General features: G+C 36.9%; 18 protein-coding genes, 1 pseudogene and 1 CRISPR repeat array (1 of these 20 only partly in view). Of the genes and pseudogenes, 8 read left to right on the top strand and 11 right to left on the bottom strand.

The features are described from left to right. Positions 1-46: direct repeats of the CRISPR family, unit length 46 nt; unit sequence GTTGTGATTTGCTTTCGTTCTTTGAATTTATGATATTTGCCACAAC (it extends 1,516 nt beyond the left edge of the window). A 428-nt stretch (positions 47-474) separates the two neighbouring features. The 9 genes from cas2 to IPK35_13320 all read right to left on the bottom strand — a co-directional run bounded on the left by cas2 (position 475) and on the right by IPK35_13320 (position 13,533). Beyond that, positions 475-810, bottom strand: a complete 336-nt coding sequence (gene cas2, locus IPK35_13360) for a CRISPR-associated endonuclease Cas2 (protein ID MBK8054222.1) — start codon at positions 808-810, stop codon at positions 475-477. Beyond that, positions 804-1,709 carry a type II CRISPR-associated endonuclease Cas1 gene (cas1, locus tag IPK35_13355; protein ID MBK8054221.1) on the bottom strand — a complete coding sequence of 302 codons (906 nt, stop codon included), beginning with the start codon at positions 1,707-1,709 and terminating at the stop codon, positions 804-806. Before cas1 ends, cas2 begins: the two co-directional genes overlap by 7 nt. 53 nt (positions 1,710-1,762) lie before the next feature. Further along, positions 1,763-5,929, bottom strand: a complete 4,167-nt coding sequence (locus IPK35_13350; GenBank protein ID MBK8054220.1) for a hypothetical protein — start codon at positions 5,927-5,929, stop codon at positions 1,763-1,765. Positions 5,930-6,029: 100 nt separating this feature from the next. Beyond that, positions 6,030-6,248 (bottom strand): hypothetical protein, encoded by a 219-nt coding sequence (locus IPK35_13345; protein MBK8054219.1) that lies wholly within the window; start codon positions 6,246-6,248, stop codon positions 6,030-6,032. Positions 6,249-6,505: 257 nt separating this feature from the next. Then, positions 6,506-7,420 carry a histone deacetylase gene (locus IPK35_13340; GenBank protein ID MBK8054218.1) on the bottom strand — a complete coding sequence of 305 codons (915 nt, stop codon included), beginning with the start codon at positions 7,418-7,420 and terminating at the stop codon, positions 6,506-6,508. Between the two features lie 559 nt (positions 7,421-7,979). After that, a complete protein-coding gene (locus IPK35_13335; GenBank protein MBK8054217.1) occupies positions 7,980-9,284 on the bottom strand; it encodes an alkaline phosphatase family protein in 1,305 nt (434 codons plus the stop codon). A gap of 22 nt (positions 9,285-9,306) precedes the next feature. Beyond that, positions 9,307-11,751 carry a S9 family peptidase gene (locus IPK35_13330; protein MBK8054216.1) on the bottom strand — a complete coding sequence of 815 codons (2,445 nt, stop codon included), beginning with the start codon at positions 11,749-11,751 and terminating at the stop codon, positions 9,307-9,309. 441 nt (positions 11,752-12,192) lie between these two features. After that, complete coding sequence (locus IPK35_13325) at positions 12,193-12,906, bottom strand: pyridoxine 5'-phosphate synthase (GenBank protein MBK8054215.1); 714 nt, start codon at positions 12,904-12,906, stop codon at positions 12,193-12,195. Positions 12,907-12,954: 48 nt separating this feature from the next. Further along, the gene (locus IPK35_13320) at positions 12,955-13,533 is read right to left on the bottom strand and encodes a bifunctional nuclease family protein (GenBank protein ID MBK8054214.1); all 579 of its coding nucleotides are present in this window, start codon (positions 13,531-13,533) and stop codon (positions 12,955-12,957) included. Positions 13,534-13,733: 200 nt separating this feature from the next. Here IPK35_13320 and IPK35_13315 point away from each other — a divergent pair, with 200 nt between their 5' ends. From IPK35_13315 to IPK35_13300, 4 genes are all read left to right on the top strand, one after another. Beyond that, positions 13,734-13,907, top strand: a complete 174-nt coding sequence (locus IPK35_13315) for a Lacal_2735 family protein (protein ID MBK8054213.1) — start codon at positions 13,734-13,736, stop codon at positions 13,905-13,907. A 4-nt stretch (positions 13,908-13,911) separates the two neighbouring features. Beyond that, positions 13,912-14,430, top strand: a complete 519-nt coding sequence (locus IPK35_13310; protein ID MBK8054212.1) for an ATP-binding protein — start codon at positions 13,912-13,914, stop codon at positions 14,428-14,430. Between the two features lie 226 nt (positions 14,431-14,656). Further along, positions 14,657-15,835 (top strand): MFS transporter, encoded by a 1,179-nt coding sequence (locus IPK35_13305; GenBank protein ID MBK8054211.1) that lies wholly within the window; start codon positions 14,657-14,659, stop codon positions 15,833-15,835. A gap of 59 nt (positions 15,836-15,894) precedes the next feature. Beyond that, positions 15,895-16,665: a nitrilase family protein gene (locus tag IPK35_13300; protein MBK8054210.1), complete on the top strand. Its 771-nt coding sequence runs from the start codon at positions 15,895-15,897 to the stop codon at positions 16,663-16,665. A 215-nt stretch (positions 16,666-16,880) separates the two neighbouring features. On the opposite strand, the gene IPK35_13295 is transcribed toward IPK35_13300, so the two are convergent. Beyond that, complete coding sequence (locus tag IPK35_13295) at positions 16,881-18,548, bottom strand: solute carrier family 26 protein (GenBank protein MBK8054209.1); 1,668 nt, start codon at positions 18,546-18,548, stop codon at positions 16,881-16,883. A gap of 325 nt (positions 18,549-18,873) precedes the next feature. Here IPK35_13295 and IPK35_13290 point away from each other — a divergent pair. Further along, positions 18,874-20,488, top strand: a pseudogene (locus tag IPK35_13290) (ATP-binding cassette domain-containing protein). A 27-nt stretch (positions 20,489-20,515) separates the two neighbouring features. Here the strand turns inward: IPK35_13290 and IPK35_13285 are convergent. Then, the gene (locus IPK35_13285; protein MBK8054208.1) at positions 20,516-21,571 is read right to left on the bottom strand and encodes a hypothetical protein; all 1,056 of its coding nucleotides are present in this window, start codon (positions 21,569-21,571) and stop codon (positions 20,516-20,518) included. 171 nt (positions 21,572-21,742) lie between these two features. Between IPK35_13285 and IPK35_13280 the strand changes: the two genes are divergently transcribed. From IPK35_13280 to IPK35_13270, 3 genes are all read left to right on the top strand, one after another. Beyond that, positions 21,743-22,144 (top strand): hypothetical protein, encoded by a 402-nt coding sequence (locus tag IPK35_13280; GenBank protein MBK8054207.1) that lies wholly within the window; start codon positions 21,743-21,745, stop codon positions 22,142-22,144. A gap of 89 nt (positions 22,145-22,233) precedes the next feature. Further along, on the top strand, positions 22,234-22,902 hold the full coding sequence (locus tag IPK35_13275) for an SCO family protein (protein MBK8054206.1): 669 nt from the start codon (positions 22,234-22,236) through the stop codon (positions 22,900-22,902). A 4-nt stretch (positions 22,903-22,906) separates the two neighbouring features. Further along, positions 22,907-23,323, top strand: coding sequence for a cytochrome c (locus IPK35_13270; GenBank protein ID MBK8054205.1), 417 nt, complete (start codon positions 22,907-22,909; stop codon positions 23,321-23,323). Positions 23,324-23,410 lie beyond the last annotated feature (87 nt).

Below are 23,410 nucleotides of genomic sequence, written 5' to 3'. Positions count from 1 at the left end.
GTTGTGATTTGCTTTCGTTCTTTGAATTTATGATATTTGCCACAACTGTTTGCGCAAGGATATTAACAGCCAAAAGTTGTGATTTGCTTTCGTTCTTTGAATTTATGATATTTGCCACAACGCCAGTCTCTTAAACAGTATGTTGCCATGCGTTGTGATTTGCTTTCGTTCTTTGAATTTATGATATTTGCCACAACAGTCAATTCATTATCATGTTTCTTGGCATAGTTGTGATTTGCTTTCGTTCTTTGAATTTATGATATTTGCCACAACTTCGTGTCGCAATCTTCATAAGGCTGTTCAGTTGTGATTTGCTTTCGTTCTTTGAATTTATGATATTTGCCACAACATACCCGTGTCTAATCATCAGATATTCAATAATTTACAAGTTGATGTAGGATTCGTTTTACGGCAAATATCATAAATAAAAAAGCCGTTTCGACGGCTTTTTTTATTTCTGACCTAAAAGGCTATTCAAAATAATTCCAATTGTTTTGGAAGGTTTATTTGTTCCTTTGGCTTTTGACCATAAAAAAATTCCAGTCTGCCAAACTGGGCATCTGTAATTTCAAATACGATCACCTGCCCCATAGGAGGCAAATGAGTCTTAACTCTTTTTTTATGTACATCGGCATTTTCGCGACTGCTGCAGTGACGGGCATACATACTGTATTGAATCATATTGAATCCATCTCCCAGCAGGTATTTGCGGAATTTGGCATAATTTTTACGGTCCTTTTTGGTTTCCGTTGGTAAATCAAAATGTACAAATACCCACATGATCTGATATTTATTGAGTCGGGTTAACATATTAAATCGGGATAGATAATTTTTCTGGCGGTTCCTTGATAACATTTGACCAGACTGGCCGTAGTGCGTTGGGCACCCACCATGAGCGGACTCATTTTTCCTTCTATACATATGTCTGTAGCCGGTATTTGCAACAGATAGGCTTTGTCTTCCTTTGTGAGATCATCGCCAATATTTTTATTAAATTCCAAATATTCAACTACCATTTTATCCACGATGGGTCTGAATGGTTCCATGATATCATCCGCAAGACAATAGGCATTGTATTTGTTGGTATGGTGGATACCCAGGACAGGAAGACATCCACTTCCCACCAGATTTCTGGCTATCACCGCACGGAGTATAGCATAGCCATAATTGAACAAATGATTGGGGCTGCCCATATCCCGTCCACGGGTGACACCATAATCTTTCAGTAAATAATTCCAATAAATGGCTGCGGCCTGCCCTTCATAATTTTCCGGATCACCACTGTTGATCCTGGATATCATTTTGTCCAGATGCATGGTTTTACATCCCAAATGTCGAAGCAGATAAGCCTGATTTTGAATTTTTGCTGCTACCGTTTGTTTCCAGAGTTGTTTTTTAAGTGGTTCACTGGCTTCGATCTGATACCTTACCCTTTCTGTATAGGTATCGTTCGCAACGATGGGCAGACTCATGGATACCGGAATGTGGTTTGACCCACACCAGATGATGACGGCATTGTTTTCCTGTAGTGATGTGATGACAGAATGAGTGAAAGTCAGTTGTGTGTGATCTGCCACTACCACACCGATGTCTTCTACCGGTATGGTGTGTTCTGTATTTTGAGAATCTCCGTTTTTTTTGATACATAGCTGCCTGTTTTTGATCGACAAATAAGCCGGATTTCCAAAATAAATGGTGCGCTTGATCATAGGAGAAGTATTTAATAGTGATATATCAAATACTTTGCCGAATTAAAAAATATTTAAAACTTAAATTTTATTCTGCCATCCAATTTCATATCAAAGTCTATAACTTCGACAATAAAATTAGGTGTAGTGGGTTTAAATAATAATCTTGGAGCGATAAATTCATCTTGATACTTTGAAAAACCATCTTTTCCCGCTGACTTATATTTTTCTTTAGGAAATGCCCTAGTAAGCTCATCATCATTTCTTGCTTCAAGATGATGTTGAAATACCATATTGCCAACAGATGCCTGATGCAATCTTTTTATAAAATATAACCTTTTTGAAATCTCTTGTGAATCGTTCTCAATTTCTTTCAATTCTCCGATTGATTTATAAAAAATGACTCTATGGCCAACTTCAAAAATATGAACCAATTTTGCTTCTTTTTTCTTAATAAGAACAGGTTCTTTCATCTTGAATAAGTCGTTTTTATTTTCTGGTATCCCTAATTCTTTAAGAAATTGTGCCGCTTCAAATTTATTTATTGAAATTATATCTCTTTCACGATTATCATTTTCATATAGTCCAAAAATAAAGTTATCTCCAGAATCGGCCCATATAAAATTTTTATATTTTTTAGATGATTTATAAACCTGTTCCTTAACTTTTGTTACATTCTCAGGGTCCATAAAACCTCTACCCGATTTGACCCTACATCGTAAATGTCGTAAGTTTTTTCCTTGAAAATCCTTAAGCTCATTTTGTTTAACACCTTCAGTTAATTGTTTTTTTAAAAGCGCCGCTAAATTTTCATCTATTATAATATCTGAATTAAAATTAACCGCATCAATTGGTTTTCTTAAAACCATCCATAATTCATCCTTTCCATCTACTTTATTGTAAATAATTTTCCCTTCAGCATCTCTCTTTAAAAGATTATTTTCATCTTTAGCAGCTATTTTAATTTTCCCATAATACGTCTGTTGATGTAATTCACCTCTTATGGAATCCCCTTGTGCAATTTTTGGAATTTTATTGCCATTTTCATCAAGCCGAATTTTACCATTTTTTTCTCTCAGCCAAACAACTTTACCTCTTTTTCTTACTGTTTTTTTCCCAGGAGTCAGAGTTTGATCCTTGTTAGAAATATTATTAATTAAAATGGTTTTCTGAATTTCTTCTATCATCCCAAATTTGAATCCAGAAAAAGGTTTTTCATGATACTGTTTTCCTCTGTTAGCTTCTTCGTATTCATAAGATTTTTTCAAAATTTCTTCTCTTTTTTTTGCCGAAGGTATCATGGTTAAAACAGCAGCATCTACAGCGTGGTGATGATGTTTGCCGCGGTCTTTGGATACTTCCTTAGGTTGTATTTCAAATATTTTTCTAAACTCTGAAGTTTGAGTCCCTTTGATTACATCGACATTATGAAAAACTGTTTTTAAATAATGGAAGGCATATTTGGAAATGATTTGGGTATCAACCAATTGACTGTTCACAAAACCTTGGGGAACTTCTGTTCTGGTAAAGCGGTCCAATTTATTTTTCCAGTAGTCATATTCAAATTGCCATAAATGTTTTGTACGTATAGCATTGTCTTTCTCAGCTTTATCCATGGCTCTCTTAGATTTTGCTTTCCAAAATTCAATTTGGATAAAGGAATGTTCAACCTTTTTCTCCCACATTTCCAGCCTAGGCTTAATTGCAGAATATCCATGAGATTCGGTTTCATAATTGGGTAATTCGTAAGGCATTTTATTGTTCTTGATACTTCTGTTGTAATCTGCATAACAAACAGTTAAGTTAGTTAATGAATTATCAAAAGATATACTTCTTGGAATGGTGTGCTCAAAATCAACTTTATTGGTATTAAACAAATCAGAAATTTTAATTAACTTGCCAGTGTACATGCATATGCTGTTTTGTTCTTTCCAAAGTCGGTATTTTTCAATATCTGTTTTAGTTGCTTTAACCGTTTTCAATATTTCTTCATAGTTAGCCATCTGCTCTGTCCATAATCTGAATTTGTCTGCATCAACGTCACTTCCCGGATTTGCTTCTCCTGAAAAATCTGGGTCTTTTATTAATTCTGCAATTGCAACTGCAAATTCTCTGTTTTCTGATTCTCGTTGTCTTTGATAGGTTTCTATTGCCCAGCGTTTATTGCTATCATTTAATTCCCTTGCAATCTCAACCACAATTCGAGTATCTTCATCTATTCTACTTGTTTTAATTAAGTAATTAATAACATCCCGCAAACGGTAAAGTGTTTTGTATGCCATTGGATTTTTAAAAGCTGCAGTTTTTGGGCTTAATAAAAATTCCTGTCCTTCTTTTTTGGGATAAATATCTATTTGTGATGGATGGTAAATTTTGTCTAAGATTTTTTCTTCTATTGTAAAATTATCTTTTAAAAACTGTTTTATTTGAGTCACTAGATGAGGAGGTTTTAGGTGCTCTCTTGTATAAGATCTAAAGAATTCCTGGTATTTATCAGCTACTTCAGCCAGTATTTTTTGTTTGTAATCATTTTTTAATTTGAGCCAGGTTTTATCACCAAAATGTTCTTTTGCTGTTATTTCAACATCAATTAAATCTGAATTATCAAGTATGTAATTTATATCTTTCCAACCAAATCTAACTTGAAAATCTAAAGAATAGTATTTGAAAATCAAATTATTTGTGATTGTTATAATTTTCTTTTGATGTCTGTTGGCTTCTACTTCATCTGTGATTGCTTTAATAATAATATTTTTGTTATCTTTGAAAACTTCACTTCCTAAAATTTCAGGAACCTTAGCAAGAATAACAGCATCAGAATATATCAATCCTTGCCTTAAAAATGGCAAAATGTTGTTGATGGCTTTCAAACTCAAATTGGCATACCCAACAGGAAAAGAGTTGAAAATTGATTTAAGTTCTTTAACCTGCTCTTCATTTATTTTTATCCTTTTTAACAAAAACTCTTCAAAATATTCTTCATCTTCAAAAGAATAAAGAATGTGCCAAATGTCTTCAAGACGATATGTAATAAAACGTACTTCCCCTGTTTTTTTGTTTACGGTAGTTTTTTCAGACTTTATACATATAGATTCCCAATCTTCTCCAAATACCGACTTTAATCTGGCAGAAACATAACAACTGGGTACAGAAACTTTATCCATTTTTTGGCTATAATTCAGTTCCCAATCTTTTCCACCATTGCTTTGGATAAATTTTCGTATATCGCTAAAATCAAACTCTCTTTTGCTTTTGAAAAAAAACTTATCCTGATACAATTTTTCTTTCAAGTCCAAGGGAATAGGCGCAAATTGAGCTTCATGATCTGTTCTGTATTTAATGTTATTAATAAACGACCAAGCTCTGTATTCTTCAAATTTGGGATGGCTGATAGGGCATCTCGCTTTATGGGGTTCTAAAGTGCATTTGCCGACCAAACCTTTTTGTGACCTCAAGGGACGTTGATAAAAAATGGAACCGTTGGAAGTTTCTAACAATAATTTTTGCCGGAGTTTTTCTTCACCGATTTCTTGAACATCTAAAATTTTTTCAACTTCATTTCTATAATCAGACCTCAATGTATATCTATTTCTTATCCTGATGCCACAATCTGCTAAAGATGCAAATGCAGCACCTAGTGTCCCGTTTTCAATGATAAGGTTTTCATACTCATTTATTCCGATTGTTTTTGTTTCGTTGCTTCCTTTAAATACGGCTGTTTTTTCATTTGAACCTTGCTTTCTACTGCTTTTAAAACCACGTCTTTGTGCAATATGATATAATGCCCTTCCGACTTTATACCTGTTTTCAGGAATACTAAGATTAAGTTTCTCTGAAATTAACAATCTTCTTAACTGATATGGACTGGAAAAGTCAGGCTTTCCATCACTGTCAAAATCTAATTTTATCCATTGCTGAAATGCATTATCAGAGATAGGGAAAACCCTACCAATTCCCTTTTTATAATACTTCCAATTGTCAAGACTTTTAATTGTCATAGGACAATAATCATTTTCAATCAATACTTTTAGCGTTTCCCATTTTCTATATCTACGAGCATTGTATAATCTTCTACTTGCACGATGTTTGGTTCTTTCTGCAGCAAAAGAAAATTCACCGGACTTGCCTACGCCGACACCTTTAGTAAATGTGTAAACACCATACCAAGTGAATTCATTATTTTCGTTTAGTGTAAGTCCAATTGAATTTGTTCCTAAATCTATCCCTAAAATTTTTTCCATTTAAATAATTTTTATATTTTTGCGATACGAAATACAAATCACAACAAGGCTATAAGCCGAAGAATTTCTTAATCCTGCGTACTCCGTGGGATTTTTTTATTTATTTATCATCTTTTGGCCAACCTTTGTAAAATATTAGTTTTCGTTCCATAGGTTTATTGGGATCATGATGGCCATATTTTTGAATATTCATTTCCATTGCTTTTTGTAAGCGTGCAATTACTTCTTCATTATTCAGGATTCCCTCGTTTGTGATCGGTGGTGGAATACAGGGTTGAATATTTTTATCCTTTTTCAATCCTAAAATTCGTTTTTTCATGTGGTGAATGATTTACATTAGATAATATAGTTCCTCTTGCCGGACATTAAGATGTAGTTGCGATAAGGAATTTCAGAATAAAAATAAATTATTTTATTGAAATGTGTATTCGATGTTGGTAAAATATTTTATTTTTACGTTACGAAAGCAAATCACAATAAGGATTATTCCGTTGTGAAAACATTTAAAGCGGGGCAACTCGCTTTTTTTATAAAGTTTTATCCCGACTTTATTTTGCATTTCAGGTTTTACATCTTCTATCCTTTACAACAAAAAAACACTTCTCTCGCCGCTCTGAAGGTGTTGGCGTGGGCATCCAGGATATCAGAGATACGAGGCGAGTACCCACCACCCATCGTTACAGCAACAGGAATCTGATGGTTTCGTGCCAAGGAAAGTACGTACTTGTCACTCTCTTTGCATCCTTGCTTGGACAGATGCAGCCTTCCCAGTTTATCCGTGGCCAATACATCCACTCCGGCAAGGTAAAAGATAAAGTCGGGCTTAAATTGACGGATGGTATCAGGGATATGCTTTTTGATGGCATCCATGTATACTGCATCGGTAGTGCCATCGGGCAGGTCGATGTCAAGATCTGATTTTTCTTTTCTGATTGGATAGTTTTTTGCTCCATGGACAGAAAGTGTGAAAATATCCCTTTGGTCTTCAAATATTTTGGCAGTGCCATTACCCTGGTGTACATCCAGGTCTATAATCAAGATTCTGGCGGCAGGGTAGGTGCTTTTCATTTTATTGGCAGCGATAGCGATATCATTGAAGATACAGAAACCTTCGCCCCTGTCGGCATACGCGTGGTGGGTTCCACCAGCGATATTGAGTGATACGCCATGTTGCATCGCATATTGTGCGCACATCCAGGTTCCATTGGCGATATGTTTGCCACGAGTCACCAGTGCCGGCGTCATGGGAAATCCGATATTCCTGATTTCTTTGGCGGAGAGTGTCTGAGTATGAAGTTTAGTGAGATATGCCACAGTATGTGTCAGCAGAATATCAGCTTCAGACATCTGCTCAGGAATGAAAAAGTCTGATTCGTCAGCCGTACCTTCATACACCAGTTGCTCCGGAAGGAGATCGTATTTGGCCATAGGAAACCTGTGGCCTTCAGGCAGCTCATACCGGTAAACGGGTGACCACGCTATTTTAAACAAGGAGATTTCTGTTTGATGGTTGATAAAATTTCACTTAAGTCTCGGATTAAATCCTTCAAAGGCAAATTACAAATTTCGTTCTTCATTCAAAAATTAATATATGAAATTATTCTTATTAGATTGATTTTAGCATCTTTTTCTTTTGTCTTGACACAAAAGAAACAAAAAGTCAAGGCTTTTTCATTTTCTTAACGTCAAAACATCACAAAATGGCTAAACATAAAAAACTCGCCTTTGGAATTTAATCTCCGTTTTTAACTTTTTGAGTCACTTCGTTATTTTGTTCTCGCCATATTCATTCGTTTTGGCTCATACAGTTTTATGTTCTTAACGCAATTTTGTAAAGTTTTGTCTAAAAATGAAAAGGCCAATCAAAGGAAGAATTTGGTATTGTAGATATCAAATGACAATAAGTTTAGTTTTTAAGATTAAATATCCTTGTAAATGCTATTTAACACAATCGGAAATCAGCAATGTAAGCTTTTATATTAATTATTGTTTAATATGTAATTTATTGTATATGATTTTAAAAAACACTGAAACATGATACAAATTAATCCTATTTCAACTCATATTCAAACAACTTTTCACCTTTTGAGTTTTTAAATTCGACGCTGAGTTTTCTGTTTTTTCTTTCGCCGGATACCTTAAATTTGGCAAAATTTCTGACACCTATCATTGATCCGGGTACCCTGAGTGTATTGGGTTCTTCATGTGGACCTGTACCTGATGTGATCGCAGAGCTGGTGACATCATAGATGATATTGCCTTTGTCAGTGACCAATTTGCTGATTTCTGAGTGATGCCTGTCACCTGTGATAAAGACAACACCCTTGATATTGTAGTCATCAATAAACTGCAGGATTTCATTGCGTTCAGCCTCGTAGTTGGCATGATTTTCATATACTTTGGCGGTATTGAGCACCTGACCACCTATGCAAACAAATTTAAATGGAGACTTGGAGTACAGTAATGACTCTTTGAGCCAGTATTTTTGTTGTTCGCCGAGGATGGTTCCATTTTCGGTCTCTACCGTCCTGTACCATCGGCCATCCATCATAAAAAACTGGCAGTCATTCCACATAAAGCTGCTGTTGATGCCTTCTGTACCACCTGCTCCATAAGACTCTGAAGGCCAGAATGCCTGAAATGCTTCTTTGGTGTAAGGTTTAAGTGGATAAGTCCAGTCCGAATCATTGGGACCAAAATCATGATCGTCCCAGATGGCATAATGTGGAAATCTGGCAAGCAGTGGCTGTAGCCCCTTGTACGATCTTGTATGAGTATTGCGGTAGTAGATGCCAGACCGGCTTTCATAATCTCCTTCTCTCAGGTAGATATTGTCACCGAGCCATACCATGAGGTCGGGATTGGCTTTTTCGATATGTTCCAGGATTTCGAATTCACCACCATAGGGCGTACCGGGTCTGTCATAGTCGGGATCATTGACATAGAAACATGACACAGCCACAAAAGTGAAATCTTTGGGATCATTTCTGAATTGCCAGTGCTCCTGTGTGGTAAATTGTAAAGGATACTCAAAACTTACAGGAAGATTATTGATAAATACTTTATATTCGTAAGTGGTGCCTGTTTTCAGATTTGGAAGGTGAACGGTGGCAGTAAATGCATTGTCTGGTTTTGTGGTGATGATTGGCGTTTTCAAAGGTATAGACTTCAGTCCTTTTTCCTGATAGGTAAAGTGCACTTTTGCTTCAGATTTTGTTTGTACCCACAGAGTCACATCTCTCAAGGTTACAGGACCTAACATCGGTCCGCTTTGGAGCATTGATTTCTGACTGATACCGGTTTGAAGGCCAATAATTATTATCAGAAGGGCTACAATTTTTTTTAAACTATACATATTGATTCATTTCAAACGTAACTTATGGTTTGATATCCTTTTTTCTGTTTTTTACATATTTTTCAAGCCATTGATCCTGTTCCCACAACATGTGCAGGATAGATTCTCTTGCTGAATATCCATGACTTTCTTTCGGCAATAGTACCAGTCTGGCAGTGGCACCAAGCCCTTTCAATGCATTGAAGTATCTTTCACTTTGCATGGTATGAGTACCGGCATTATTATCTTCTTCACCATGTATCATCAAAAGCGGGCTTTTCATTTTGTCAGCATTCTGAAACGGAGACATGGCGTCGTATACTTCAGGGGCTTCCCAGTAATTTCTTTGCTCTGATTGGAATCCAAAAGGTGTCAGCGTCCTGTTGTAAGCTCCGCTTCTGGCTATACCTGCTGCAAAGAGGTCTGAATGTGTCAATAGATTGGCCGTCATAAATGCTCCGTATGAATGTCCGCCAACCGCTACTTTGGACCTGTCGATATATCCCATAGCATCCACTACATCGATAGCTGCTTTTGCATTGGCTACCAACTGGGGTATGTACGTATCGTTAGGTTCTGTAGTACCTTCTCCGATTATAGGAAAGGCTGCGTCATCAAGTACTGCATAGCCCTTGGTAAGCCAATATAACGGAGAGCCATAATTGGGAGCTGTAAACTCATTAACATTGGCAGTGACCTGACCGGCACTGGCTTTATCCTTAAACTCAGTAGGGTAGGCCCACATGATCATAGGTAACTTTTCTTTTTTCGCTTTGTCATATCCTACCGGTAAATACAGAGTCGCTGATAGATCTACACCATCCGGGCGTTTGTATTTGATGACTTCTTTATGGGCATTGTCCAGAATCTTGAATGGATTTTCATTTTTTGTGATTTGTTTTATTGTACCAGTTGTGATATTCCTGATGTAAAAATTGGGGAATTCTGATTTAGATTCCAATCTTGACAGGTAAATGCCTTTTTTGACATCTATGGCCGACATGATCTCTTCAAGTTTTGTATTGTCCTTATTGTGGTAGATTCGTGTTTTTTTAAAGTCTTTCAGATCATATTTATCAATAAAAGGATGTTTACCTTCGGGAGAAAAACCGTCTCCAATCAAAAAAACATGATTATCAGCTACTTCGAGAGTGTTGAGCTGAAATTGATTCCTTGAGGTGACAACACTTCCCTGAGAGCTGTAATTGTCCTGAAAATTTCTTTCATTAAACAGTCGTTGTGGTTGAGTGATGTCCGAAGGATTGAAAACGAGTGTTCTCATATTTCGGGTATTGTACCATCTCTCCATCAGGACAGCTACCTGATCATTGCCCCAAATGATACCCGCATATCTTTCCTTGGTCTTGGCAATGAGTGTTGGCTTGTCTGCAAATGGGGCATTCAGAACATATACCGCATCTCTTTCATCCACTTTTATTTCAGGATCACCTTCATCCAGTGCTTCTACCCAAGAGATGGTGGCAGGTTTGTCAGATCTCCACCCAAGACTGCGAGGTCCTTTTTTTACTGCCATAAACCCTTTTGGCAATTCTTCAATCAGCGGCGAACTCAACACAGTTTTGATGTATTTTCCAGTTTTGTCCAATACTTGTATATCATAAGGAAATCTATCCCAGGTCACTATGTACGAAAAAGGTTTTTTAAGCTCATACACCAAAAGATAGTTGCCATCAGGAGAAAACGACATCCCAACGTACATAGATGCCGGTCGGAATAATAAAATTTTGCCGGTAAGGTCTATTTTTGATATTTCTGAAGTGACCAGTGTTTCAAAGTTCTGTTCATCTACAGGATTTTTCAGGAGATCCTGATACGTTCTGTTTTGGGCTTTCTGACCGACATTTTCGGAGATGACTGGACCTGTCGGTACGGCAACTTTGGTATCAATCAGTGGTCTTCTGTTTTTGACCAGAGTAGTGGCCATGATGCTGGAATTATCTTTGCTCCAGATAATAGAATTACCAATATTATCATTGATGACAGGACCGGTAAGTTTGGATGCTTTTGATGTCTTCAGATCTATAAACCAAAGCTCGAGCCCTGAAGGAGTGGTATTGGTAAAAGCAATCTTTGACTGATCATTGGACCAGATGAAGTTAGTCATTTTGGCTTCTTTGGGCAATCCCAAAATCGCATTTTCTTTTCCTGATTTTACATCAAGAAGGCCTGCATTGATAAAATATCCTGTCCTGTTGGAAGAGTTGGTAAGGGGATTGACTCTGATCCCGGCAAGTTTGATTTCCGAAGCCGAAAGCTCTTCAATACTCTTAAATGCATTTCTGTACAAGAGGATTGCCACAGATGCATCATGATTCATCCGAATGGTAGGTGCCGGTTTGGCATCTGCCAAAGCTAAAACATCATCCGTTGGTTTTTTATATGGAAAATCTGATTGAGAGTAGGTGTACATCATGGTCATAACAAGTGGAATGGTGATCAGAATCCTGATAAATCTAAATGTTTTCATGTTTGAACAGGTTTTTGTTGTTTATGAAACAAATTTGTTAAAAGATCAAATTTACAATTATTTGCATTAATGGTGAGTAATTTATTCTAAAAGTGTGTGTAACAAATTGAACTTTTTCAGTGTTTTTTTTAATAAACGGTAAAAACATTGTTGAATTGGGCAGGTCGTCCCTTCAGGGATTGAGGGTAGCGATGAAGAAAATTTGAATTCGTGCAGTTTGTTATAACACATTATAAAATATAATTGTAACAACGCTCCAATAATCCATAAGGTTTATAAAATTTGTAACCAAGTTAGTAAATCCAAAAATTACTAATTGGAAAATTAACCCGATTTTTAGCTTACCGTGGCCGGCATATGTAATTCTATATAGTCAGATGGAATGAATATGAAGAATGTAATATGTTGATTATAAAGAATATAGATAGTAAAAATACTCACCTAATCAAGTTGCTTCAGATACATCTGAATCGTATTTTTTAGCCCAAAATAAAGAGAATCACAAATCAGGGCATGGCCAATGGAGACTTCCAATAAACCTGGTATTTGATTTTTAAAATATTTTAAATTCTCAAGATTTAAATCGTGTCCGGCGTTGATGCCGAGGCCTATATTATTGCAAATGACGGCTGCTTCAGTAAAAGAAGCCACTGCTTTCTCAGGAGACTTATTGAATTGATGAGCAAACGGTCCGGTGTAAAACTCTATTCTGTCTGTGCCCGTTTCCTTTGCTGCATACAATCTATCTTCCACAGGATCAATAAAGAGACTCACCCTGATTCCTGCATCCTGAAGTCTGGCAACAATATCACGAAGATAATTTTTATGAGTTATGGTATCCCAACCATTGTCAGATGTCAAGGCACCAGGAAGATCAGGTACAAGTGTACACTGATGTGGTTTGTTTTTTATGACCAATTCCATAAAATCCGGACTTGGATATCCTTCAATATTAAATTCAGTGGTGACAACCTCCTTTAACGGAGCAATATCGTCGTATCTGACATGTCTTTGGTCAGGTCTGGGATGAACAGTGATACCTTCTGCCCCAAATTCTTCACAATCCCGGGCTATTTTTACTAGATCAGGATAATTGGCACCTCTGGAATTTCTGATCAAAGCGACTTTGTTGATGTTGACACTAAGTTTTGTCATTGTGAGGATTTGGGTTTAGGGATGTAAAGTATTGATAGCCAACAAATATCAGGAATCAATGCTCTTTTTGCTACTTATGATATCTCTGATCTGTGCTGCTTTTTCATAATCTTCCTTCTGAAGTGCTTCTTCAAGAAGTTTTTCAAGACTTTGCACATTCATATCTTCTATGGAAGTTGTTTTAGGGCGAACCGGTGTTTTGGTTGGCTTCTCTTCTTCGTCTAGGATAACACCTGCGCTTTCCATGATGAACTCAAAGGTATAAATCGGACAAGAAAATCTGACAGCCATTGCAATGGCATCTGAAGTCCGGGCATCAATTTGCATGACATTACCATCCTGAACACATACAAGTTGGGCATAAAATATCCCATCAAGCAGATTGTTGATGATCACTTCCTTCAGTTCTATCTGAAAGGAATCAAGGGTGTTTTTAAACAGATCGTGGGTCAAAGGTCTGTTGGGAGTCATGTTCTCCAATGCAACCGCTATAGCTTGTGCTTCAAAACCGCCAATTACTATTGGTAGTCTTCGCTTACCATTTTCTTCTCCCAGAACCACAGCATAATTATGTGACTGGGTCACACTATGAGATAATGCCATAATGTCCAATCTTAACTTTTTCATTGTCTTTTTTTAACTAATTAAAGCGCAAATATATGAAAAACCTTTATATTGTTTGATCTATCATATATAACAGTAATATTTTTGCCTTGTTTTAGATCATTTTTATCTTGCGGGATGTTTTTCCTTTTGAAGCTGATAACTTTATGGCAAGTATTAAGAACTTAATATGATTTGGTCTGTTTACTGCAAAAATCATTATTATGTTTGGTCTATTCAGGAAAAAAAGCGAAAGAGAAATTCTTTTAAAGCAATATTCACAACTTCAGGAAGAAGCTTTTCATTTGTCAAAAACAAACAGAACTGCATCTGATGCAAAAAATGCAGAAGCTGAGGCACTGATGCAAAGAATAGAAAGTCTTCCACTAGAGTCCTAAAAGATTGAAAATAGTATTTACAGGTCCTGAGTCAACGGGTAAATCGACAATAGCCACTTGGCTGAGTCAATTATCCGGTATATATCTTGTCAAAGAGGTGGCTCGTGAGTATATGGAAAGTTTAGAAATTCCATATGAAGCATCCCATGTCAGAGAAATCGGTCTCCTGCAGCAGTTTGATGAAAACCTTAGACTAATTCAACATCGGGATATCATTTGTGATACAGACTTGCTGACTATTATCATTTGGCTGCAAGTGAAATACAATTTCATGGACCAACATTTGCTGGATATGTGGGTTAACTCGACCCAGGATTTGTACTTCCTCTGTTTGCCTGATATTCCATGGGAAGCTGATCCGCTCAGAGAAAACCCACACAACAGGGATGAGCTTTTCACTGTATATCAAAATTATTTAATTCAACACAAAAAGCCATTTGTTCTACTTTCCGGCAGCATTCAGGATCGTCAGGAATTTGTGTGTAAAACCATTTCAAACCTTACGGGTAAGATTTTGGCTTAAACTCATGATAAGTTAAGAGTTTAAATTTTTATTGCCTTAAAATCAATGTATTATGAACCTGACTTCAAAAAAATCGCCTTATTTAGTTCACTAAATGCGTTAATTATTTTATTGCCAGAACCATAATCTCTTGATTTACAACTAAGAAAAATTTTAAATATACTCTAAAATAATATGGACAAATAAAGTATACCTTCGCACTTTATTAAATTTATTTTTTTCAAAAGTGCCGAAGCATCTCAAAATTTTCTTCTCAAAATCTGACTATCTGGCTACAGCTGCAGGATTTTTTTTATTAGGATTTCTGTTCGGAAATTGGGCATCATTAATCCCGTATATCAAAGCTACTTTTTCACTAAACGATGCTACTTTGGGTTTGTTGTTGCTTTGCCTCCCTTTTGGTGCCATGTCTTTCAATCCTATTGCTGCCAGATTGATTCAGCGTTTTGGTCAAAAACGAGTGACCATCTTCGCTATATTTTTTATATCTTTAGTTTATCTGATGCCATTTCTGGCAAATAATCTTTTTTTCCTTCCGATTACACTTGTGATGGTGGGAGTTGGTATGACCCTTCTGAATATAGCTATCAATATGCAGGCATCCATACTGGAGAGACTGCACTCACAGTTTATCATGTCCACTTGTCACGGTATGTTTAGTGCCGGCCTGATGATTGGATCTCTCATGAGGAGTTTGACACTACTTTTGGAATTGAATGAAGTTGTTCATATGTTGTGTATGATGGGAATATCTATTGTCATTGGCCTTTGGGCAGCAATGAAAATTTCACAAATGCATTTAAACCAGGAAAATGAAACAATATCACAGGACAAAACTTCAAAATCTAAGAATTTTTCTTTGCCATCCGGAGTCTTGCTTTCTATTATCATTATTAGTATTTGTATCAATTTTACGGAAGGAAGTATGAGTGACTGGACATCAGTGTATATGAATGAAATTGTGAAAACCAGTCCCTATTTTGTTGGATGGGGTTTGTTTGGGTATTCATTTTTTATGGCTCTGGGCAGGTTTTTTGGAGATGGTATTATACCAGTTTTTGGGAGGAATAAAGTATTGGCCTACGGAGCTATTCTGTCCTTTGCTGGAGTATTGACAGTTATAATTTTTCCCTATACGATTTCTTCAATTTTGGGATTTGGTATGATAGGTTTGGGCGTATCTTGTGGTGCACCCATCCTTTATTCCAGTGCTACACGTATATCTGGTTTGACTGGAGAGAACGGCCTGGCAACCATGAATTTTTATGCTATGGCTGGTTTTTTGTGTGGTCCGGTGATCATTGGATTAATTTCCGAGGCCACGAGTCTTCCGGCAGCGTTTGGGATGATCGGTGTTTTGGCTTGTATTTGGATGTTCAAAGGTGCAAAAACTATTTTACCATAATTATCATTTTATATCCGGGAGTTTGGAGTAAAATTAGTCATCTTTTTAAACTTTTTTTCATGTTAAGAGTCAGCATTTTTCAGTTTAGTACTTTTTGGTTGGATCATAAAAGAAATCTTGCTGAAATCGAGGACATTTGCAGAAAATTGAAAGGCACCACTGATCTGCTTTTATTGCCGGAAATGTTCAATACAGGATATGTGCTTGATACTTCGAAACTCTCGGAAGACATTCAAGTTGATACTTTGACCAGACTGCAGGTATTGGCTGCTACTTATCATATAGTCATAGGCGGCAGTATTCCTTACACAAAAGACGGAGATTGGTACAACAGATTTGTTTTTGTAGATCATACTGGAGTTGTCCACAGTTATGATAAAATTCAGCTTTTTGCACCTGCAGGAGAAAAAACTTTCTACAGTACCGGAGAGCGTATCAATAATTTTAATTTTTTAAACTGGAAGATTCAGCCACTGGTTTGCTATGATTTGCGGTTTCCTTATCTTAGTTTTCAATATGAAAGTCAGGATTTATTGATCTATTCTGCCAATTGGCCCATAGCTCGGGTACATCATTGGCGGAGTTTGCTCATTGCCAGAGCCATTGAAAATCAGTGTTATATAGTTGGGATCAACAGGACTGGTACCGACGAAAATGGTTATGAATATCCAGGAGTCTCCATGGTAATAGACTACAATGGACAGATTTTGTCAGAAATGGATCATCAACCTGGTGTCATCACCATATCATTGGAGAAAGATGACATGTACGAGTTTAGGAAAAGACTACCTTTTGCCAAGGACAGAATTGAAAGTTTTTTCAAAGGATGAGGCTACTCCGCAAACTAACATTTGAGGACAATCAACCGTTTTTGACCTACCCCTAAAGAACTTCCAATTTATAATCAAAATGCAATTCACCACCTTAGGGGTCAGGCAAGTAGAGGTTTGAAAGATAAATTTTTCTGTCCTCTACCCTCCATCCTGAAAGGGCCGCCCACTCACAATCTTCCAAACTTGCTCTCATTTTTTGAAAAAAAATAATTCTATCCTAAACCTCTCATGGCAAAGTCATATGCATCTTTGACTGACATAAAACTATGGTCCTGTCCTATTTGTGATTCCAAACCACTTTTTACAATAGCATCTCTTACCGGTCCGATAGCATTGGCCAGTAAAAATTCGATACCTTCATTTTTCATTTCATCAATCAGAGCGTGCAAAGCATGTGCAGCTGTAGAGTCTATGGCACTTATCGGAGATGCATCCAATATGAAATACTTTGGATTTTTTCTTTTTTCAATCAATGCATTGACTTTGTCATTGAAATAGGAAGTATTGGCAAAATACATCTGAGCATCAAATCTCATAACGATGATTTCATCTTTTACTATGGCATCTTTAAATCGGAGTACATTCCTGAAAATCTGACCATCCTTGACCAGACCCATTTCGGCAAAATGAGGATAAGATACTCTGTAAATCAAAACTGCCATAGACAATATCACTCCTACAAGGATACCTTCTTCGATACCCAATATGAGTGTTCCTAAAGCAGTGGCTAAAAACAAACCAAAATCCATCTTATCAGTTTGAAACAGATGTTTTGCTTCTTTGAAGTCGATAAGCCCATAAACAGCGACAATAATAATGGCGGCAAGGACAGAATTTGGCAGATAGTAAAAATAAGTCGTAAAAAATAAAAGTGTAAGGATGATTAAAGTAGCACTGATAAGTGATGCAAGCCCTGTTTTTGCTCCGGCCTGATCGTTGACAGCTGTTCGCGAAAAACCACCTGTCACTGGGAAAGACTTGAATACACTACCGGCAATATTGGCAGCACCCAAGGCAATGAGCTCCTGATTGGCACTTAGGGAATAGTCTTTATGCCTGGCTTGGATGGCTTTAGCAACAGCGATAGACTCCATAAATCCTACAAATGCTATCGTCAGTGCAGTCGGTAACAACGAACTCAAAGATGCAATATCCATAGAAAACATACTGAAAGATGGCAAACCACCCGGAATTTGGCCTACAATCTTTACTCCCGAATCATACAAACCGCCAAAATACACTGCCAAAATCCCGAGCAGCACCACTAACAGTGGTCCGGGTACAAGCTTGTGGATTTTTTTTACCAAAAAAAGTAGAATAATCGCTGTCAATCCAATCATGAGTGTAATCAAATGGGTATTGGATATATTTTCCAAAATCTGTGACATTATGTCCAGAAACTTTTCTCCATTGACTTTGATACCCAATAAATGTTTGAACTGACTAAAACCAATAATCAAAGCCGCTGCAGATGTAAAACCGGCGATAACCGGATGCGAGAGGAAATTGACCAGAAACCCAAGCCTGAATACGCCCATCGACAACTGAATCACTCCTACCATAAAAGCCAGTAAAATGGCGAGGGCTATATACTGTTCAGTTCCTGACTGAGCCAATTGACCAACACCGGCAGATATCAGAAGACTTACCATCGCTACAGGCCCAACAGCAAGCTGTCTTGATGTTCCCAATAATGCATATACAATGAGCGGAATGGTGACGGCATACAATCCGTAGATAGGCGGTAATCCTGCCAACATGGAGTAGGCCATACCCTGAGGAATGAGCATCACCCCAACGGTAAGACCAGCTGAGATATCACCATTCAGCCATTCCTTTTTATATTTTTTGATCCACTCCAGCGAAGGTATAAATTGCATGCTTTCTGATTGTTTTTTTATATTTAATTGCAATGTCGTTTAGTTAAGACCTCTTTATGAAGTCTTTCCCTTCTAAGGGAAAGATTTAGATAGGGTAAAAACAAAGAAAAATTCCTTATCTAAACGGCATTAGTTTAAATTGCGTTGTGCTCACTTTGTAAAGCCAACGAGTACGCAAAGATAAGCGAATAAGGATCAGGTGGTATGCAACCCGGGTTACATAGTTAAGTTATGCTGTTTATTAATTTTTGGAATGATAATAGTGGAATTTTTGGCTTAGGAGTATAATTTCCTTACTTTTGCGGCCAATTTTTAAAATTTAATAATGTTATCGACTCAAAATATTTCTCTTCAATATGGTAAACGTGTACTCTTTGATGAAGTCAACGTGACATTTAAAGAAGGCAATTGTTATGGTATCATTGGTGCAAATGGTGCCGGTAAATCTACATTTTTGAAAATACTCTCGGGTGCGTTGGAAGCTAACAAAGGAAGTGTCCACCTTGAGACTGGCAAAAGAATGGCGGTGCTGAAACAAAATCACTTTGAATTTGATGAAGTTACAGTCCTTAATACCGTTCTCATGGGGCATCAAAAACTTTGGAAAATCATGCAGGAGAAGGATGCTATCTACATGAAAGAAGATTTTTCTGAAGAAGATGGTATCAAAGCATCGGAACTCGAAGCAGAATTTGCGGAAATGGATGGGTGGAATGCCGAGTCTTCAGCTGCCAATCTTTTGAGTGGTATAGGTATTTCAGAATCAGACCATTACAAGGAAATGCAAGAACTTGATGGGAACCAAAAAGTTCGCGTTTTGCTGGCACAGGCACTTTTTGGTAATCCGGATGTCCTGATCCTCGACGAGCCTACCAATGACCTTGATTTGCATACCATTTCCTGGCTGGAAGATTTTTTACTTGACTTCAAAAATACAGTACTTATTGTATCACACGACAGACACTTTTTAGATACCGTATGTACACATATTGCAGATATTGATTACAGTAAAATCAGTCTCTACACCGGTAACTATACCTTCTGGTATGAATCCAGCCAGTTGGCCTTGAGGCAAAAACAACAAGCCAATAAAAAAGCAGAAGAAAAAGTGAAAGAACTTCAGGCTTTTATCGACCGGTTTAGCGCCAATGCATCAAAATCAAAACAGGCAACTTCCCGTAAAAAAGATGCTGGAGAAAATAAATATTGAAGATATCAAACCCTCATCCCGAAAATATCCGGGTATTATATTCAAACAAGCTCGTGATGCAGGTAAAGAAATACTTTCAGTCAGACATCTTCATTATACTTTCAATGGTGAAACACTCATCAACGACCTTAGTTTTAATGTCGATCATGATGACAAAATCACATTTATATCAAAAAACAGCATGGCGACGACTGCTTTCTATAAAATTCTGGCCGGTGAAATCAAACCTGATTCCGGTACTATGGAATGGGGTCAGACCATCACCAAATCATATCTGCCCAACGAAAATGAGCAGTATTTTTCTGATGAACCATTGAATCTCATAGATTGGTTGCGACAATATTCTACAGAAAAGGATGAATCATATATCAGGGGATTTTTGGGCAAAATGTTGTTTAGCGGTGAGGAAACATTCAAAATGTCCAATGTCCTCTCAGGTGGAGAGAAGGTAAGATGTATGCTTTCAAGAATGATGCTTACTGAAGCCAATGTACTGATGCTGGACGAGCCTACCAACCATCTCGATCTGGAGACGATTACAACATTGAACAACTCACTTCTTAATTTTCCCGGCAATATATTTTTTACATCCAGAGACCATACTTTTACTCAAACTATAGCAAACCGGGTCATTGAGATAGGACCTAAGGGCTTTTTGGACAAGCTCAAATCATTTGACGAATATATCGAAGACAAGGAAATAGAACAACAAAGGAATAAGATATATTGATCATCTTACCCCGGCACGTAGTAGTGATCAATTGCCGATGATACTTTGTGTAAACTCTTTTTGGACTACAAGTTTTATATTTTGCAATACAATTTCACCCATGGTATTGCATTGGAGATATACGGCATTGTGATGGTGTTCATATAGTTCATAACGAAGTTGTTCGACCTTAGCAGGAGTTGATATGACATCCTGAACCATACTCTCCAGGAGCAGATTTAATCTTTCACTGGATATCTTGGCACGTCTGGCTATTAGCGACCGCTCTTCGTGCTGATATTGCTTGACAGAGTCTGGGGTCAAATGCCGAAATCCGAGTCTTAATATTCCATTATTTTCTTTGAAATATTGCGGTAAGTAAAATTGTTTTCTACCTTCATATGACTGCTGGTCAAAATCTATGGGTCTGATTCGATATTGAAACCCTTCAATATCGGGCGTAATATCCACGATATAATTGTATGCCCTCATATCCCCGAGTAACTGAACAAAACACCTCTCATTAAATTTTACAAATTCTTTAGCAATTCGGATCTGGTTGAAAACATCAACATCCAGATGGTGGCTGATGAAGTCATCTCCGGGAAGACCCGCAATATGCTCCTCTATCAAAGTATTTTTTTCTACAAGGTAGGACACACTATTGGGCGATAACAATTCTTCAAGCTCAAGTCCATAAATACGCGACGCGTCTGTCTTTTTGATATAAAAATGATCATAATTGTCATTGAGTTTATTGATGATGCGGATTCTGAATGGTTTTGTATTACCAAAAATACAGTAATCTACTCTACTGACCGTAAGATGGTCGATGACCTGAAGGTCACCATCAGTCTTAAGCAATGCATACATGTGGCATAATGAATCATGAATCCATTTCTGATCATACTCGCTAAAAAATACAGTTTCCCAAAATGTATCTTTTCCTTTCATATTGAACAATGGAGTGCTACCAATATAATGAATCAAATCTTCATACTGAATCGGCAAAATAGTCATTCTGTTATGCTTCTCGAGATACTTTTTTAGTGGTACAGAAACAGGAAAAGCAACTTTTTTTTTAGAAGGTTTATTGCCGGCCATTGGAATGTATTATGATTAAATTTTAAATCAATTATCAAGCCATTTGTTGTATAGAATAGTTCTAAAGTAAATTTTAGTGACAAATACAACTGAATTGATCATTGTAATTGTGTGCAATATCATTAATTTTGCAATTTCAGATATTGAATGAATGTTTAAATTTACAATTTCATGAGATTACTTACAGTTTTTATTTTTACCATCTTTGTATTTGCCTGTAAAGAGAAGCAGGTAGCAGAAGAAAAAAAAACCAGCCCATTGTACGATGAAGTAATGGCCATTCATGATAAAGTGATGCCGGAAATGAGTACTATTCACGCGCTCAAAAGAGATCTTAAGGCAATAGAAAAACCTGCCAGTAAAGAAATTATCATCAAAAACATCATAGCACTTGACAATGCTGATGAAGCTATGATGAGCTGGATGGCTGATTTTAAAGTTCCTGAAGATAAATCTAAAGAAGCTGAGTATCTCAATAAAGAAAAAGAAGTGATACAAAGCGTAAGTGATCAGATGTATGGGTCTATTCATCAGGCACAAAAACTCCTGGATTCATTAAAAACCATGAAATAAATTCTGATCGAATCAACTGTCTTTTTTGAACATAAAGGGATGGTAAAATGAGACAAAAGCACGAGAGTTGTGTAAATGATTTATAAAAAATGACAACTATATACCTTTTAAATTTACCAGTTAACTACAACAATCCATTGAATATCATGTACAAAATACATTATCTAATTATTATAAGTGTTATAATTATAGCCGGATGCAAATCAGAAGAAGAATTGCCATTTCTCGGTCAGACCCAAATGCTAAACGGAAAAGAAGTCCACCACCAAGTCGGTCAATTCAACCATTACAACCAGGACAGTGTGTTGATGACCAATACCGAGCTTAAAGATTACATCTATGTGGCTGATTTTTTCTTTACATCATGTCCGTCAATCTGTCACAAGGTCATGAAGCAAATGATGCGTATATATGAAGCCGTCAAAGATGACCCGCAAGTCAAACTGGTATCATTTACAATTGATCCCAAAAGAGATAATGTAGGTAAATTAAAACTGTATGCTGACAATCTGGGCATAGACCATAAAAAATGGTATTTTCTGACAGGTGACAAAGACGCAACGCTTGAATTGGCCAATACATATTTTGTCGCAGCATTTGAAGATGCCACTGCACCAGGTGGTTTTGATCACTCAGGAAAAATATTGCTTGTAGACAAGCAAGGACATATCAGATCTTTTAGTGAGGGGACAGACCCCGAAAATACACCAAAGATCATCGCTGATATCAAAAAACTATCTGAAAGTTATCAAAAGTAGAGAAATGTCCAGAAGAATAAATAAGCATTTTGTTTATGCTGTCTTTTTTACACTTAGTATTTTTATATATTCTTGTAATTCAACACCTTATATGCAAGGGCAGAGACTTTATACAGCAAAATGCCAAAACTGTCATATGGAAGACGGTAGTGGACTGGCAGCCCTTATTCCTCCTCTCAACAGCTCGCGTTTGTTAGGAAGTCCGGCGGTGGCTTGTATATTGAAAAATGGCATTAGAGATACCATATTTAAAGACAGTACATTTTTAGTCAGAGAGATGCCTTCATTTGCATCATTAAGTACCACTGAGGTCACCAATATCATCAATTACATCAATCACAGTTGGTATCAGGAGTTTAAAGAGATTACCATCCTTGAAGTGCAGGCTGTTCTGGACACTTGCCAACTAAAAAATCAGTAGGGTTGATATCATTGTATATCCGAAACGTGCGACCGTTTTTATTAAGTAAGTAATGTTCTAAAATTATTAGTTCCAATTCCGACTGGA

It is taken from the genome of Saprospiraceae bacterium, from assembly GCA_016713025.1.
GTDB lineage: Bacteria > Bacteroidota > Bacteroidia > Chitinophagales > Saprospiraceae > OLB9.
This window is presented reverse-complemented; position numbering and strand designations above follow the sequence as displayed.